The 14,162-nt window shown below is 72.3% G+C and carries 16 protein-coding genes; 6 read left to right on the top strand and 10 right to left on the bottom strand.

Going from position 1 to position 14,162, the window contains the following annotated elements:
- The first annotated feature begins 43 nt into the window (after positions 1–43).
- Both StrepF001_RS41340 and StrepF001_RS41335 read left to right on the top strand, forming a co-directional pair.
- Positions 44–1,345: an alpha/beta fold hydrolase gene (locus tag StrepF001_RS41340; protein WP_129803230.1), complete on the top strand. Its 1,302-nt coding sequence runs from the start codon at positions 44–46 to the stop codon at positions 1,343–1,345.
- Between the two features lie 28 nt (positions 1,346–1,373).
- On the top strand, positions 1,374–2,117 hold the full coding sequence (locus tag StrepF001_RS41335) for a PIG-L deacetylase family protein (protein WP_129803229.1): 744 nt from the start codon (positions 1,374–1,376) through the stop codon (positions 2,115–2,117).
- A 7-nt stretch (positions 2,118–2,124) separates the two neighbouring features.
- Here StrepF001_RS41335 and StrepF001_RS41330 read toward each other — a convergent pair whose 3' ends face one another.
- Entirely contained in the window at positions 2,125–2,325 is a 201-nt protein-coding gene (locus StrepF001_RS41330) for a DUF5999 family protein (RefSeq protein ID WP_129803228.1), read from the bottom strand.
- A 150-nt stretch (positions 2,326–2,475) separates the two neighbouring features.
- On the opposite strand from StrepF001_RS41330, the gene StrepF001_RS41325 reads away from it, so the two are divergent.
- Positions 2,476–3,297: a pentapeptide repeat-containing protein gene (locus StrepF001_RS41325; protein WP_129803227.1), complete on the top strand. Its 822-nt coding sequence runs from the start codon at positions 2,476–2,478 to the stop codon at positions 3,295–3,297.
- Between the two features lie 96 nt (positions 3,298–3,393).
- Positions 3,394–4,119 carry a DUF2470 domain-containing protein gene (locus StrepF001_RS41320; RefSeq protein ID WP_129803226.1) on the top strand — a complete coding sequence of 242 codons (726 nt, stop codon included), beginning with the start codon at positions 3,394–3,396 and terminating at the stop codon, positions 4,117–4,119.
- On the opposite strand, the gene StrepF001_RS41315 is transcribed toward StrepF001_RS41320, so the two are convergent.
- From StrepF001_RS41315 to StrepF001_RS41300, 4 genes are all read right to left on the bottom strand, one after another.
- Positions 4,087–5,286, bottom strand: coding sequence for a lactonase family protein (locus tag StrepF001_RS41315; protein WP_129803225.1), 1,200 nt, complete (start codon positions 5,284–5,286; stop codon positions 4,087–4,089). The two genes, StrepF001_RS41320 and StrepF001_RS41315, sit on opposite strands and share 33 nt — an antisense overlap.
- 112 nt (positions 5,287–5,398) lie before the next feature.
- Entirely contained in the window at positions 5,399–6,445 is a 1,047-nt protein-coding gene (locus StrepF001_RS41310) for a hypothetical protein (RefSeq protein ID WP_129803224.1), read from the bottom strand.
- Positions 6,446–6,490: 45 nt separating this feature from the next.
- Positions 6,491–7,747 carry an FUSC family protein gene (locus tag StrepF001_RS41305; RefSeq protein WP_129803223.1) on the bottom strand — a complete coding sequence of 419 codons (1,257 nt, stop codon included), beginning with the start codon at positions 7,745–7,747 and terminating at the stop codon, positions 6,491–6,493.
- A gap of 46 nt (positions 7,748–7,793) precedes the next feature.
- On the bottom strand, positions 7,794–8,288 hold the full coding sequence (locus StrepF001_RS41300) for an FBP domain-containing protein (protein ID WP_129803222.1): 495 nt from the start codon (positions 8,286–8,288) through the stop codon (positions 7,794–7,796).
- A gap of 187 nt (positions 8,289–8,475) precedes the next feature.
- Here StrepF001_RS41300 and StrepF001_RS41295 point away from each other — a divergent pair, with 187 nt between their 5' ends.
- A complete protein-coding gene (locus StrepF001_RS41295; protein WP_129803221.1) occupies positions 8,476–8,754 on the top strand; it encodes a hypothetical protein in 279 nt (92 codons plus the stop codon).
- A 16-nt stretch (positions 8,755–8,770) separates the two neighbouring features.
- Here the strand turns inward: StrepF001_RS41295 and StrepF001_RS41290 are convergent, their stop codons facing one another.
- From StrepF001_RS41290 to StrepF001_RS41280, 3 genes are all read right to left on the bottom strand, one after another.
- The gene (locus tag StrepF001_RS41290) at positions 8,771–9,799 is read right to left on the bottom strand and encodes an SDR family oxidoreductase (RefSeq protein ID WP_129803220.1); all 1,029 of its coding nucleotides are present in this window, start codon (positions 9,797–9,799) and stop codon (positions 8,771–8,773) included.
- Positions 9,800–10,123: 324 nt separating this feature from the next.
- Positions 10,124–10,780 carry an HAD family hydrolase gene (locus StrepF001_RS41285; RefSeq protein ID WP_129803219.1) on the bottom strand — a complete coding sequence of 219 codons (657 nt, stop codon included), beginning with the start codon at positions 10,778–10,780 and terminating at the stop codon, positions 10,124–10,126.
- 77 nt (positions 10,781–10,857) lie between these two features.
- Positions 10,858–11,895, bottom strand: coding sequence for a PHP domain-containing protein (locus tag StrepF001_RS41280; protein WP_129803218.1), 1,038 nt, complete (start codon positions 11,893–11,895; stop codon positions 10,858–10,860).
- A gap of 149 nt (positions 11,896–12,044) precedes the next feature.
- Between StrepF001_RS41280 and StrepF001_RS41275 the strand changes: the two genes are divergently transcribed.
- Positions 12,045–12,281 (top strand): hypothetical protein, encoded by a 237-nt coding sequence (locus StrepF001_RS41275; protein WP_129803217.1) that lies wholly within the window; start codon positions 12,045–12,047, stop codon positions 12,279–12,281.
- A 12-nt stretch (positions 12,282–12,293) separates the two neighbouring features.
- Here StrepF001_RS41275 and StrepF001_RS41270 read toward each other — a convergent pair whose 3' ends face one another.
- Positions 12,294–13,526, bottom strand: coding sequence for a family 16 glycosylhydrolase (locus tag StrepF001_RS41270; protein WP_129803216.1), 1,233 nt, complete (start codon positions 13,524–13,526; stop codon positions 12,294–12,296).
- Positions 13,527–13,663: 137 nt separating this feature from the next.
- On the bottom strand, positions 13,664–14,080 hold the full coding sequence (locus tag StrepF001_RS41265; RefSeq protein WP_129803245.1) for a VanZ family protein: 417 nt from the start codon (positions 14,078–14,080) through the stop codon (positions 13,664–13,666).
- Positions 14,081–14,162: the final 82 nt, after the last annotated feature.

The following is a 14,162-nucleotide window of genomic DNA, read 5'->3' as shown; positions in this document are numbered from 1 at the left end:
ACTGGGACGCGGCCCGCACCGTCGTCCGCACCCGGGAGACCCGTTGAGCGTCAGCTACCGCCAGCCCGGCGTCGTCCTCACCGACCGCCACTTCACCGTGCCCCTCGACCACGACGACCCGCAGGGGGAGACGATCGAGCTGTACGCCCGCGAGGTCGTCGCGAGCGACAAGGCGGACCAGGACCTGCCCTGGCTGGTCTACCTCCAGGGCGGCCCCGGCTTCGGGGCGAATCGTTTCGTCGGGAAGCAGGCCTGGCTCGGCCGCGCCCTGAAGGAGTACCGCGTACTCCTTCTCGACCAGCGCGGCACCGGCCACTCCACCCCCGCCAACCGCCAGACGCTCCCGCTGCGCGGCGGCCCGGCCGAGCAGGCCGCGTACCTGGCGCTGCTGCGTGCCGACTCGATCGTCCGTGACTGTGAGGCGATCCGCCCGGCGGTCACCGGCGGCGCCCCCTGGACCGTCCTCGGCCAGAGCTTCGGCGGCTTCTGCACGGTGACCTACCTGTCGACCGCCCCCGAAGGCCTGCGCGCCGCGCTCATCACCGGCGGGCTGCCCGCGCTCGACGCGCACGCCGACGACGTCTACCGGGCCGCCTACCCGCGCATCGAGCGCAAGGTCATGGCGCACTACGCGCGCTACCCGCAGGACGTCGAACGCGCCCGCCGCATCGCCGATCACCTGCTGACGCACGACGTGGTCCTGCCAGGCGGCTACCGGCTCACCGTCGAGGCCTTCCAGTCCCTCGGCATCCTCCTCGGCGGCTCCGAGGGCAGCCACCGCCTGCACCACCTCCTGGAGCACGCCTTCGTCCGCACCCCGCAGGGAACGGTCCTCTCCGACGCCTTCCAGGAGGAGGTCCAGGGCGTGCTCTCGTACGCGAGCCACCCCCTGTACGCCCTCGTCCACGAGGCGATCTACGGCCAGGACGGGCGGCCCACCGACTGGTCGGCCGAGCGGGTCCGCGCGGAGTTCGGGCAGTTCGACGCCGCCAAGGCGCTCGCGGGTGACGGACCGCTGCTGTTCACGGGGGAGTCCGTCCACCCCTGGACGTTCGACTGCGATCCGGCTCTGCGCCCCCTGCGCGAGACCGCCGATCTGCTCGCCGCCCGCACCGACTGGCAGCCCCTGTACGACCCGGCGCGCCTGGCCGCCAACGAGGTGCCGGTCGCGGCGGCGATCTACCACGACGACATGTACGTCGACACCGCTCACTCGCTCGAGACCGCCCGCACGATCCGCGGTCTGCGGACCTGGGTCACCGACGAGTTCGAGCATGACGGGGTCCGGGCGTCGGGCCCGCGGGTCCTGGACCGACTGATCGCGCTGACGCGGGACGAGGTGTGAGTCCGGAGGCCCGGGCTAGGCTGCGGGCATGACCGAGCCGACGATCACTCAGCTCCAGCCCATGCCGGACGACTGGCAGCGCGCGCTTGCGGTCGTGGCGCACCCGGACGACCTCGAGTACGGCTGCTCGGCGGCGATCGCCACGTGGACCGACGCCGGACGCGAGGTGGCCTATGTCCTGGCCACCCGCGGCGAGGCGGGCATCGACACCCTGGAGCCCGCCAGTTGCGGCCCGCTGCGGGAGCGCGAGCAGCGGGCGAGTGCGGCCGTCGTCGGCGTGTCGGTGGTGGAGTTCCTCGACCACAAGGACGGCGTCATCGAGTACGGCACCGCCCTGCGCCGTGACATCGCCGCCGCGATCCGCCGGCACCGGCCCGAGCTGCTCATCACCCTCAACCACCGGGACACCTGGGGCGGCGTCGCCTGGAACACCCCCGACCACGTGGCCGTCGGCCGCGCCACGCTCGACGCGGCCGGCGACGCGGGCAACCGGTGGATCTTCCCGGAACTCGTCGAGCAGGGCCTGGAACCCTGGAACGGCGTCCGGTGGGTCGCCGTCGCGGGTTCCAGCAGCCCCACGCACGCCGTGGACGCCACGCCCGGCCTGGAGCGCGGGGTGCGCTCGCTGCTCGAACACCGCGCCTACATCAAGGCGTTGACGGACGAGGACCCGGAAACGTACGTCCGGGGCTTCCTGACCGGCTTCGCGGAGGAGACGGGGAAGCGGTTCGGGGGCCGGCCCGCGGTGGCGTTCGAACTCTTCGGCCGGTGACGGCGTGTCAGGCGGCCACGGTCAGCGGCCCGACGACGCGGTGCGGGTTCACGACCCGTCCGTCCGGCAGGAGTTCACCGGTGTCGTCGAAGACGATGGTGCCGTTGCACAGCAGGTTCCACCCCTGCTCGGGGTGGGCCGACACGATCATCGCGGTGTGGTGCTCGGGGCTGTCGGCGGTGGGGCAGGGTGGCTGATGGCGGCACATGACGTCTCCTCGATCCGGTCGGCTCCTGACCGCGGTCGGCTCGTATCTCTGTAGTAGCCGAAGCTGTTTTCCGTTGTGTGAGGGGACCCCCACAGGACCGGAAATTCGTCGGTGAGTTTTCCTGTCAGGCGGGCCATTAGGCTTGAGGGCATGCAAGATCACCCCGGCGACCTGGCCGACCTGCGCGGAGACTGCGCGAACTGCTTCGGGCTGTGCTGCGTCGCCCTGCCCTTCGCCGCCTCGGCGGACTTCGCGATCGACAAGGACGCCGGAAAGCCCTGCGCCAACCTGCGGGGCGATCACCGGTGCGGCATCCACGCCACGCTGCGGCAGCAGGGCTTCACCGGCTGCACGGTCTACGACTGCTTCGGCGCCGGACAGCGGGTCTCGCAGGTCACCTTCGGCGGACAGGACTGGCGGACCGGCTCCCGGGAGCAGGCCCGTCGGATGTTCGATGTGTTCCCCGTCGTGCGGCAGCTCCATGAACTGCTCTGGTACCTGACCGAGGCGCTCACCCTGCCCGCCGCCCGGCCCGTCCACGCCGACCTGCGGCGGGCCCTGGAGGACACCGAGCGGCTCACCCGGCTGAGCGCCGACGACCTCGGCGCGCTGGACGTGGGTGCGCACCGGCAGGAGATCAACGTTCTCCTCCTGAGGACCAGCGAGCTGGCCCGGGCGGGCACCCGCGGGCGCCGGAAGAACCGCCGGGGCGCCGACCTGATCGGCGCCCGTCTCAAGGGTGCCGATCTGAGCGGCGCGAACCTCCGCGGTGCTCTGCTCATCGCCGCCGACCTGACCGGCGCCGATCTGCGCGGCGCGGACCTGATCGGCGCGGACCTGCGCGACGCCGACCTCACGGACGCCGATCTGAGGGGCGCGTTCTTCCTGACCCAGCCGCAGGTCAATGCGGCCCGTGGGACGGCGGGCACCCGGCTGCCGGCATCGGTGCAGCGGCCTCCGCACTGGGGCTGACGCCCCCGGCGCACAGCAAACTCTGTGGTTCTGCCTGGTTGGCGTACGCCTGGATCTTCGATAGGTTAGGCAAGGCTTACCTAAGGAGGAACTGGGATGGGTGACAGCCACGCCTGGGCGGCCGTACCCGCCACGGCGGAACGGGCCCGATCGGTGCTCGCCACCTCGTGGTCGTGCGCGGTGACCACGGAGGGCGTCCGCGAGGAACTGGTCGGCGCGCACAGCGTGGCCGAGGACGGGCGGGTGATCCTACAGGTGCCCGAGGACAGCGCGCTGCTCGCGGCCACGATCTGCGCGCCCCGCGGGGAGCCGTCCGCAGTCCTGGAGTTCGCCGACGTCGCGCCCGTCCCGATGCGCAACCGCATCCGGGCCCGGCTGTGGCTGGCCGGCTGGTTCGCCATCGAGGAGGGCCACCTGGCCTTCCGGGCCACCCGGGTGGTGCTGCGGCAGACGTCCGGCGCGGTGGTCGTCGACCTGGACGAGTTCGCCGTCGCCGCCCCCGACCCGCTGGCCACCGCCGAGGCCCGGCTGCTGACCCATCTCGCCGACGCCCACCCCGACGCGGTCGAGGGCCTCACCCGCCTCGTCGAACCGGGCAGCCTGCACGGTGTGGTGCGCGTCCAGCCGCTCGCCGTCGACCGGCACGGACTGACGCTGCGGATCGAGCGCCGCCGCGCCCACGGCGATGTCCGGCTGCCCTTCCACACGCCCGCCGACGGCGTCGCCCAGCTCACCGAGCGCATGCATGTGCTGCTCGCGCAGGCGAGCGCCGCCTCCTGCCCCCGCGCGCTACAGCGGCAGCGCACAGACGGCGACGGGTGAGGTGAACGGCTCGCCCGCGAGCCGTAGTTCACCGTTGTCCGCGTTCACGCGGAAGACGCTCACGGTGCCGGACCGCTGGTTCGCCGCGAACAGCAGTGCGCCGTCCGGCGAGAAGACGATCTGCCGTGGGAAGTCACCCGCCACCGGAACCGTGTCCAGCAGCCGCAGCCGGGCGCCGTCGGCCTCCACCGCGTAGCGCGCGAGGCTGTTGTGGCCCCGGTTGGCGAGATACGCGTACGAGCCGTCCGCGGTGACGAGGATCTGCGCCGGGTAGTTGGTGCCCTCGCCCGCCCCCGTGGACTGGGCCTCGCCGACGGTCAGTCGTCCGGTCGCCGGGTCGTAGGCGCAGACCGCGACCGTGTCGTCGACCTCGTTGGCCAGATAGGCATGCCGCCCACCGGGGTGGAAGGTGAGGTGGCGCGGACCGGCGCCCGGCCGGGTGCGGGCCTGCGACACCTCGCGGAGTGTGCCCGTGCGCTGGTCGAGGCGGTAGGTGTAGACGGTGTCGGTGCCGAGGTCCACCGCGAGAACATGGCGGCCGTCCGGGCTGGTGACGATCTGGTGGGCGTGCGGGCCCTCCTGGCCCGGCCCCGGTGCCGGAGTGGAGTGCGTGACCAGGTCGGTGCGCTCGCCGAGCGCGCCCGAGGCGTCGATCGGGTGCACGGCCACGCTGCCGGAGGTGTAGTTGGCACTGAGCAGCCAGCGTCCGCTCGGGTGCACGGAGAGATGGCAGGGGGCCGCGCCGCCGGTGCTGCGGCTGCCGAGGATCTTGCGGTCGGACAGCCGGACGGCGGTCACGGCGCCGTCCTCGCGCTCGCTGACCGCGTACAGGGTGCGGCCGTCCGGGTGCACCGCGAGGTACGACGGATCGCCGACGCCGGTGAGGGTTCCGGCGTCGGTGACGCGGCCGGTCGCCGGATCGTAGGTGGCCAGGCCGATGCCCGTGCCGCCGCCGTCGATGGAGGTGTAGGTGCCGAGGTAGAGCAGGCGGGGCCCGGGCGACGGCTGGGGCGAGGCCTGCCCGGAACCGCCCGGTGACTTCTCGGGGGCCTCGTCCGCCGGTGTGCTTCCGCAGGCGGCCGACGCCGGCAGCGCCGCCACCGCCAGAGCCCCGACCAGGCGCCGCCTGCTCCAGCCGCCGCGCGACACCCGCGCACCCCTGCCCATTCCCGCACCTCAGATCATCGATCGGCCCTGTTGTGACAGCCACCTTGGCGCGGATCACCCGGCAAGTGCAAGAACGGCAACGCCGGTTGCGCACAGCGCAACGACAGCGGGGCTACCAGTCGCCGTCCTCGACCGGCTTGCCCTGCGCGTCCCCCAGCGGTTTCACCTGGTGCGGGGCCGGGTTCTGCCAGGGCTCATGGTCGTCGCCGAGCCAGTCGCCGACCGGCTTCACCTGGCCGAGGGCGTCGGTGGGGGCGAGGTCCTGGGCGTCCTCGTCGTAGTACTCGTACCACGGCAGTCCCGCACGGGTGTACGCCGCCCGGTCCACAGGTGACGGCGGGGGAGCCTCGCCCGTGATGCGGCGCCACTCCGGTGGCGTCACCAGATGCACGAAGACCCGCCCCGCGGGCTCCTCGGACCAGTCCGACAGCGGACGCTCGTCCCGGTAGACCTCCTGGCGCATCGAACCGCCGACCCCCAGCCCCATCGCCGCGGCAGCCCGGGGACGACCGCCCGCAGGCGCTGCCGCGAGGGCCGGCATCGCGCCCGGAGCGGGCGGCGCCGCCCCGTAGCCCGGGGCGGACAGGGGCATGGCCCGCGCCTGCTCCGCACGGCGCCGCTCCTGCTCGCGCCAGGTGGCCAGCGCGTCGCCGTTCAGCGGGAACGACTGCAGCTGTACGCCGCCCCAGACCTCTTCGCCCGTGACCTGGCCCTCCACGGTCGCCCCGACGCCCAGCGGCACCGCCACGAACTGGCGGACCGTGCCCTTCCCGGAGTTGATGCCGTCCAGCCACGGCTGCCGCGGCAGCACGACGTAGTTCTGCGGATCGCGGGCGAGCCGGCCGCTCCACGGCTTTCCCGAAACCGCGCACACCTTGCCCACCCCGACCTGCAGAGCGGCGGGTTCGGTCGTGCCCGCGAAGCTCAGCCACATGGCCTCGCGCAGATACACCGGCAGCATCACGCCGCCGCGCGCCCGCCACTGGTCGGGCACCGTCTCCGGGTAGTCCGCCACCCGTCGGACTGGGAACTCGCCGAGCCCCGGCGGCAGCGGATGCGTGCCCGTCTCGGGCAGCCGCAGCGTGCGGATGAACCGCACCGCCACGCCGCCCGGCAATCGCAGAGTGTTCCTGTCGATCCGCACAGTGGTGTCGGCCATCTGCCCGCTCCCTCGCATCCGGTGCCGGCCCGTCCCGGCGCTCCCTCACCAAGCACGCCCGCTCATCCCGGTACGGTTCCGCCACAGCTGCTCCTGAACACCCATGCGCTCACGCAGCCGGGTGAGCCTCGGCAGGCGTTCGCGCTGCTCGCGGGTGTGACGGTCCAGCTCCTCCAGCAGGCGGCGGGTGCGGTGCTCGGTGTCGAGTTCGTCGAGGATGCGGTTGACCTCGGTCAGTACAGCGCCGTACAGCTGCCACTGGTGGGGATCGCTCCGGACCTCGTCCAGGAGCAGCTGGGCCAGCTTGTCCCGGCTGCCCGCCGCCGTGCGCAGCTCGTTGGTCAGTCGCGCCTCCGCCGACTCGGCGCTGACGCTGACATGCGTGGTGACCAGCACCGCGAAGCTGACCACCGCGTCGGCGATCTGGGACAGCAGCTGCTCGACCACGGCACCCGACTCCTTCTCGAACAGCGGCTCCGGTTCGCGTTCCTTCGCGAGGTCGGTGAGGGTGCGGGCGAGGACCCGCAGGACGACGGTGCAGATCTCCAGCGTGTCCAGACCGGTGCGCAGCACCACCCGGTGCAGCAGACCCTCACGCACCCGCGGATTGAGCCGCAGACTGTCCTCGGCCTGCCGCAGCGCCGCGTCCACCTGCACGATGTCGTGGTCCAGCCGCCGCGCCTCGTGCAGCCGTTCGGCAGCGCGTTCGACGGGGGTGCGGCCAGAGGCCTCCTCGCCGAGATGCAGCATCAACTGCCGCATCCGGCGGGCCAGCCCGTCGATCGACGCCCCCGCCTCGCCCACCCACACCGGCGCCGGCAACAGCACATTGCAGGCGAGGCCGACCACCGCCCCGATCAGCGTCTCGAGGATCCGCGCCCATGCGGTGTCACCGACGGTGGTGACCCCGAGGACCAGCATCGCGCTGATCGCCACCTCGGGGACGTACTCGTCCACCCGCACCAGATGCCCGACCCCCAGGGCGGCGATGATCAGCAGCGCGAGGCTCCACCAGGTCAGGCCCACCAGGAGGCTGAAGGCGATGGCGACCAGGACCCCGGCCACCACCGAGTTCACCCGGCGGATGCCGTTGGTGAGCGTGGCGTACAGGGTGACCTGGACGACCAGCAGGGCGGTCAGCGGCGCGGTGAGCGGTGCCGCCTCGGGGCTCAGGCGCAGTGCGATGACATACGCGACCGTCGCCGCGGCCGACGACCGCAGCGCCTGTACGACCACGGGATCCCGGAGGGCCTTCCGCACGGACCGCACGAGGGGTGCCGACCACTCTCGTACAACTCGCATGCCTTGGCCTGTTCCCTTTCCCCACAGGCATCGAACGTATCGAGCGTCAGGCGTGCAGCTTGTCGAGGAAGGCGGACAGGTTGCCCGTCGTCCGGGCGATCTGTTCCTCCAGCGTGAGGCTCTCCTCGAAGCGGGCCCCGGATTCCGAGATCTTCTTGCCCCGCACGTAGAGGGAGCAGGCGAGGTCGGTGCACATGTAGACACCGACGGAGTTCCCCGCGCGGCCCGCCGCGCCCGCCTTGCGGGCCGTCATCAACGACACGCCGCCCCGCGGATGCGTCGTGAGACAGAGCGAGCACATGCTGCGGTGCAGGTAACCGCGTTGCGGGGGCGGGAACCGCAGCGTCACTCCGACGAGCCGTCCCTCCCGCTCGGCGACCAGATAACTGCGGTCGGGTGCGCCGGGATCTCGCCAGCCGAGGAAATCCAGGTCGTTCCAGGGGCGTTCGCCGAGGTCACGCGGGACGGCCAGTCGTTTGGCCTCTCCCTTGGAACAGTTGATGAAAGAGGTGCGGATGTCCTGCTCGGTGAGCGATCGCATGGCGGTCTCCGGGGCTTTCGCCAAAGAACTAGGGGTCCTAGGTACTGGCCTAGGTTAGGTAGCCCCGACGCGGGGCAGCCACTGGATTTCCCGGAGCGCTGAGCGCCGGCTCATCACGACGTGCGGTTTCGTCGTCATGGCCGGCGGTACTCGCGTGTGTCTGGGGACGACACGAAGGGAGCCCGTCGTGAGCCACCATCGACACGAGGAACCCGGCCGCAGCCCCGACCCGGTGTCCAGGGACCTGCCCGATCAGCAGGCCCGCGAAGGCGAGGAGGACCCCTGGGAGGTGCCCGCCCCCACAACGGACCGCGGCAGCGACGAGACGGCCGAGGCCGAGGCCGAGACCGAGGAGCCGGCCACCGATGTCCCCGACACGGACGAGGCGGGGACGGGCAGACAGGGCGCCCCGCACTCGGCCACCGTGCACCCCGAGCACCCGGCACCGGACGAGTCGCCGGCCTGACCGCGCCGCGCGTGCGTCAGCCGACCTTGCGACCCCGCATCGGTTCCGTCTGTGCCCCCGCCCCTTGCTGGAGCCCCTGCAGGAACTCCTCGATCACCTCGGTCGCCGTGTACTCCGGCTGCCAGCCGAGCTCGGCATGCGCACGGTTGCAGTCCATGAGCGGCAGCCGGACGACGGCGTCGAAAAGGTGTGGGGAGGCCGGCAGCAGATGCAGTCCCCACGCGGCGGCGATCGCCGAGCGGGCCGCGGTACGGGGGAGCCGTACCGGACGGCTCCCGAGCAGCTTGCCCAGCAGTGCCGCGTCGACCGGCGGATCGGCCGCGAGATTGAAGGCGCCCCGGGCGTCCGAGCCCACCGCGAGCAGATACGCCTTGGCCGCGTCGTCGGTGTGCAGCGCCTGCACGCGCAGCCCGGGTATGTCGGGCAGGAACGGCAGCAGCTCGGGACGGGCCAGCGGCCCCGGAAGGAACTTCCCGCCGAAGATCCGGCGCTGCTCGCTCGCCGACTCGCGTTTGAACAGGAAGGCGGGCCGCATCCGCACCACCCGGATCCCGGGATGCTCGCGCTCGAACGTGTCGAGGGTGCGTTCCAGGTAGGCCTTCTCCCGGCAGTACGCGGCGTCCGGCCAGCCATGTGTCGGCCACGACTCGTCCACGGCGTCGTCCTTGGGCCCCGGCGAGTAGGCGCCCACCGAGGAGGCGTGGACCAGCGTCGGCACGCCCGCCGCGGCGACCGCGTCGAAGACCCGGATGCCGCCGAGCACGTTCGTGCGCCAGGTCGTGGCCGGATCGTGCGTCGGCTGGAAGGCCCAGGCCAGATGGATCACGGCGTCGGCGCCCAGGAACTCCCTGACGAGATCGGCCTGTTCGGACGCGATGTCGACCGTCGACCAGTCGGTCTTCGGCGGCTGCCACTCGGGAAGCCGACGCGCCAGCCCCAGCACGGACCCGACCTGCGGGTCCTCCGAGAGAAGGCGCACGACACTGGTGCCGACGTTGCCGGTGGCGCCGGTGACGACGATCCTGCTGCCCGCTGCGTTGCTCACGTTCGGCTCCTCTCGGGCGTACTCCGGCGGGAGGGACCGAGTACCCGGACGCGTGAGCGCATACGCAGCAGTGCGCACGCAGGGGAAAGCCCCGACCGGACGGGGGATTCCGGCCGGGGCGGCCATGTGGTGGGCACGGATGGCGGTCGCCTCTCGGCGAAAGGCTCCACAGGGCTTCAGCCGAACGATCGTCCCTGTGGGCAAATGGTGAGGCCCGGGGACACTGTCCCATCCGCACCCACGGCGTGTTCAACGGGCGGGCACCCCCGGGTGTTCCGCCCAGCGCCGCACAGGGCGGTGATGTGCGTCACCTCCGGCGACGGTTCAGCTCAGCGCGCCGTCCGGCAGGGAGGCCAGCAGATGGGCGGGGCCGTCGTAGATCGCGTCCGCCCCGGACTCCTCCAGGTCGGCACGCGGGATCCCGCCGCAGAGCACGCCCACGCAGCGCACCCCGGCCCTGCTGCCCGCCTGCATGTCCCACACGGTGTCGCCGACGAACACGGCCCGCTCGGCGGGCAGGCCGGCGAGTTCGAGGGCGTGGGCGACGGGCTCGGGCGCCGGCTTGCCCGCCGTCACGTCGTCGGCACTGGCCGTGGCGGTGATCGCCTCGTCCGCGTCGATGGCGCGGCGCAGCGCGGTCAGTTCCGGACCGCCCGCCGAGGTCGCGAGCACCACGGTCCACCCGTCCCGGTGCAGCCGGCGCAGCAGCCGACCGGCGTCCGGCAGCGGGGGCAGCCGGTCGAAGTACTGACCGTAGAGGACCTTGTGCGCGGTGCTGAGCTCGCCGTCGCGCTCCTTGTCCCGGTCGTCGCCCAGCAGGTGCGCGATCAGGTCGGAGGCGCTCAGGCCCACCGCGCGGTGGATGGCGTGCATCGGGATCCGGTGCCCTGCCTGCCGGAAGGCTTCCCACCAGGTCGCGACATGCAGGTGGTTGGTGTCGACGAGCGTCCCGTCGACGTCGAACACGGCCGCGCGATCCATGGCCAGTCCCTTCCGCTCTGCCTCATCAGCCGCACGAGTACCACGCGGCGGTCCCGCCAAGCCCTCCCGGTCATGGATCACCCCGCCCCGGCCGGAACCCGCCGCTCCCGCGTCCAGGCCAGCAGCTCGACGGCCGACCACGTCGTCACCACCCGTTCCACGGGCACCCCGCACTCCTCCGCCCGCGCGCAGCCGTGGATCTGCCAGTCCAGCTGCCCCGGGGCGTGCGCGTCGGTGTCGATCGCGAAGAGAACGCCGGCCGCCACGGCCCGGCGCAGCAGCCGACGGGGCGGGTCGAGCCGCTCCGGGCGGCTGTTGATCTCCACCGCCGTGCCCGACTCGGCGCACGCCGCGAACACCTCGTCGGCGTCGAACTCCGACTCCGGCCGCCCCCGCCCCGTCACCAGCCGCCCGGTGCAGTGGCCGAGGACGTCCGCATGCGGACTGCGTACGGCGGTCACCATGCGGCGGGTCATCGAACGGGCGTCCATACGCAGCTTGGAGTGCACGGACACCACCACGACGTCGAGCCGCTCGAGCAGCTCCGGCTCCTGGTCGAGCGAGCCGTCCTCGAGGATGTCGCACTCGATGCCGGTCAGCAGCCGGAACGGAGCCCAGGTCCGGTTGAGGTCCGCCACCACGTCCAGCTGCTCGCGCAGCCGGTCGGCGGACAGCCCGCGGGCCACGGTCAGCCGTGGCGAGTGGTCGGTGAGCGCCGTCCACTCGTGTCCGAGCGCCGCCGCGGCCCGGCCCATCTCGTCGATCGGACTGCCGCCGTCCGACCAGTCGGAGTGCACATGGCAGTCCCCGCGCAGCCGCGCCCGCAGCCCCTCACCGCCCCGGACCCGCGGGTCGACCCGGCCCGTCTCGTCCTCCAGCTGCTCCAGATAGCCGGGCACCTGCCCGGCCAGCGCCTCCCGCACCACCTGCGCGGTCTTCGGGCCGATTCCCTTGAGGGACTCCAGCGACCCGGCGGCGGCCCGCTCGCGCACCTCGTCCTCCGGCAGCGCCTTCAGCACCCGCGCCGCACTGCGGAAGGCACGGACGCGGTACGTCGGGGCCAGGGACCGCTCCAGCAGGAAGGCGATCCGGTCCAGGGCCTCGACGGGATCCATCGCCACCTCCTCCGGGGACTCCTTCAGGGTTCCCCAGCAGTGCGGCGGCCGCACGGCGGCCGGTACCCGGCCACCGCCGGGGCCGCGAGCCGCTCGTCGAGCCGGCGCACGAGGGTCGCGACGGCCGGATCCGACTTACGCTCGATGTCATGACCGAAATCGCGAGCCCCCATATCTCCCACCCACGGATCATGGTGCTCGGCGTTCAGCCCGGGCGGCCGCCCTTCCGCATCGTGGAGATAGACGGTGAAGTGGTCGGGGCGGCGCGGGCCGTCACCGACGTCCTGGAGACCGCCGCCGCGTTCGGCATCACGGTCCACGACCTCGACGATCCGGAGGTGGTGCGATGGGTGGGTGGCGACAAGTTCACCTGGATCCCGCACTAGGAGCGGTGGAGCTCAGCCGACCGTCCACTTCTGGTTGGCGCCGCCCGTGCAGGTCCAGAGCTGCAACCGGGTGCCGTTGGCCGAGCTGTTGCCGGTGACGTCGAGGCACTTGTCGGCCTGTGGGTTGACGATGTCGTGCGCCGCGGTGACGACCCATCTCTGGTTCGCGCCTCCCGTGCAGTCCCACAGCTGCACGGTCGAGCCGTCCGCGGTGCCGTTACCGGTGACGTCCAGGCACTTGCCGAGCGCCCGGATCGTCCCGTCCGAGCCGACGGTCCACTGCTGCGCGCCGGAGCCGTTGCAGTCGTACAGCTGTACGGGGGTGCCGTTGGCGGAGCTCGCCCCGGCGACGTCCATGCACTTGCCGGCCAGCCCTCTGATCGCCACGCCGGTCGAGGTGTCGCTGGTGGTCACCGACACATGGTCCACCACGAGCTGCTGCGGGAAGACCGTGGAGCCGTCCGGGTCGCCGGGCCAGTAGCCGCCCACCGCCAGGTTCATGATCAGGAAGAACGGCTTGTTGAACACCCAGGTCCTTCCGCCCAGGTCGGCGGGGGTCCGACGCTGGTAGACGTTCCCGTCGACGGACCAGGTGATCGAGTCGGGTGCCCAGTCGACGGCGAAGGTGTGGAAGCCGTCCGCGAAGGCCTGGCCGTTCGGCAGGGAGTAGGCGGCGCCGATGCCGCCCGAGCCGGAGTAGCCGGGGCCGTGGATCGTGCCGTGGACCGTCGAGGGCTCGTAGCCGACGTTCTCCATGACGTCGATCTCGCCCGAGGCCGGCCAGCCTACGTCGCCCAGGTCGTTGCCGAGCATCCAGAACGCCGGCCACATGCCCTGCCCGCGCGGGACCTTCATCCGGGCCTCGACGTGCCCGTACTGTGCGGTGAACTTCCCCGCGGTGTTCAGCCGGGCCGAGGTGTACTCGCAACGGCCGTACCAGCACTGGTAGTTGTTCGGGTTCTCCCGGCGGGCCGTGATCACCAGGTGGCCCTGTCCGTCGAGGGCGGCGTTGTTCGTGCCGGGTGTGTAGTACTGCCGTTCGTGGTTGTTGACGTTGTCGCCGGTCTCGATCTGCCACTTGGAGGAGTCGGCCGCTGCCCCGGCGGGGCCGTCGAACGTGTCGGAGAAGGTCACCGCCCGGACGCCCGCCGGCTCCGCCCGGGCGGGGGCGATCGCGGCGGACGCGACGAGTACGGCGGACAGCGCGGCGAGCAGACAGCTGCGGAGCAGGCGTGGCGAGGGCAAGGGTTCTCCCTTCCGTACGGCGCCTCGGGGTGCGGATGCGCCGACTGAGGTGGGGGGTGAAGGGGTCACCTTGATTCAAGAGGCGGGGGTAAGGGGCCGTCAATACCCAGGTACAGACCAATAGTTGAGGCTCGGCCTCAGCGGCGTACGTGCACCGCCCGGCCCAGCCGGCGCCCCAGCAGCAGATAGCCCGCCAGTGCTCCCACGGTGTTGAGGATGACGTCGTCGATGTCGAAGGCGCGGCCCGTGACCATCGCCCCCTGGGCCAGCTCCACCAGGAGCATGACGGTCGCGGTCAGCAGCAGCACGCGCAGGATCCCCCGCGCCCGCGGCGCAAGCACCGGCACCAGCACCCCGAAGGGCACCCCGAGCAGCAGATTGCCGCCGATCTGCCGGATCGCGTCACGCAGCGCCGGCTGGTCCAGATAGGCCTGGAGGGAGCGGCCCGGCCGCAGATTGCTGTGCGTCAGCGCCTCGGAGGCGGGGGAGGGCTGCAGGGTCACCCGGGCCAGCACGACCGCGAAGGCCACCATGACGACGAAGGCGCACGCCATCGCCAGTGCACGGCCGATCAAGGGAAGCAGCCGCCGCGGTGTGCGCGCCTTCCGGGCGGGGGGCTTGGCGGGGGGCTTGGCG

Source organism: Streptomyces sp. F001 (assembly GCF_004187715.1).
In the GTDB taxonomy this organism is placed as follows: domain Bacteria; phylum Actinomycetota; class Actinomycetes; order Streptomycetales; family Streptomycetaceae; genus Streptomyces; species Streptomyces flavusporus.
Note: the sequence above shows the minus strand (reverse complement) of the source record. Positions and strands in the feature narration are given on the sequence as shown.

Excerpts from the sequence above, each read along its gene's own strand:
- StrepF001_RS41335 (WP_129803229.1), top strand. The coding sequence starts at position 1,374 with ATGACCGAGCCGACGATCACTCAGCTCCAGCCCATGCCGGACGACTGG.
- StrepF001_RS41330 (WP_129803228.1), bottom strand. The coding sequence starts at position 2,325 with ATGTGCCGCCATCAGCCACCCTGCCCCACCGCCGACAGCCCCGAGCAC.
- StrepF001_RS41325 (WP_129803227.1), top strand. The coding sequence starts at position 2,476 with ATGCAAGATCACCCCGGCGACCTGGCCGACCTGCGCGGAGACTGCGCG.
- StrepF001_RS41320 (WP_129803226.1), top strand. The coding sequence starts at position 3,394 with ATGGGTGACAGCCACGCCTGGGCGGCCGTACCCGCCACGGCGGAACGG.
- StrepF001_RS41315 (WP_129803225.1), bottom strand. The coding sequence starts at position 5,286 with ATGGGCAGGGGTGCGCGGGTGTCGCGCGGCGGCTGGAGCAGGCGGCGC.
- StrepF001_RS41310 (WP_129803224.1), bottom strand. The coding sequence starts at position 6,445 with ATGGCCGACACCACTGTGCGGATCGACAGGAACACTCTGCGATTGCCG.
- StrepF001_RS41305 (WP_129803223.1), bottom strand. The coding sequence starts at position 7,747 with ATGCGAGTTGTACGAGAGTGGTCGGCACCCCTCGTGCGGTCCGTGCGG.
- StrepF001_RS41300 (WP_129803222.1), bottom strand. The coding sequence starts at position 8,288 with ATGCGATCGCTCACCGAGCAGGACATCCGCACCTCTTTCATCAACTGT.
- StrepF001_RS41285 (WP_129803219.1), bottom strand. The coding sequence starts at position 10,780 with ATGGATCGCGCGGCCGTGTTCGACGTCGACGGGACGCTCGTCGACACC.
- StrepF001_RS41280 (WP_129803218.1), bottom strand. The coding sequence starts at position 11,895 with ATGGATCCCGTCGAGGCCCTGGACCGGATCGCCTTCCTGCTGGAGCGG.
- StrepF001_RS41275 (WP_129803217.1), top strand. The coding sequence starts at position 12,045 with ATGACCGAAATCGCGAGCCCCCATATCTCCCACCCACGGATCATGGTG.
- StrepF001_RS41265 (WP_129803245.1), bottom strand. The coding sequence starts at position 14,080 with ATGGCGTGCGCCTTCGTCGTCATGGTGGCCTTCGCGGTCGTGCTGGCC.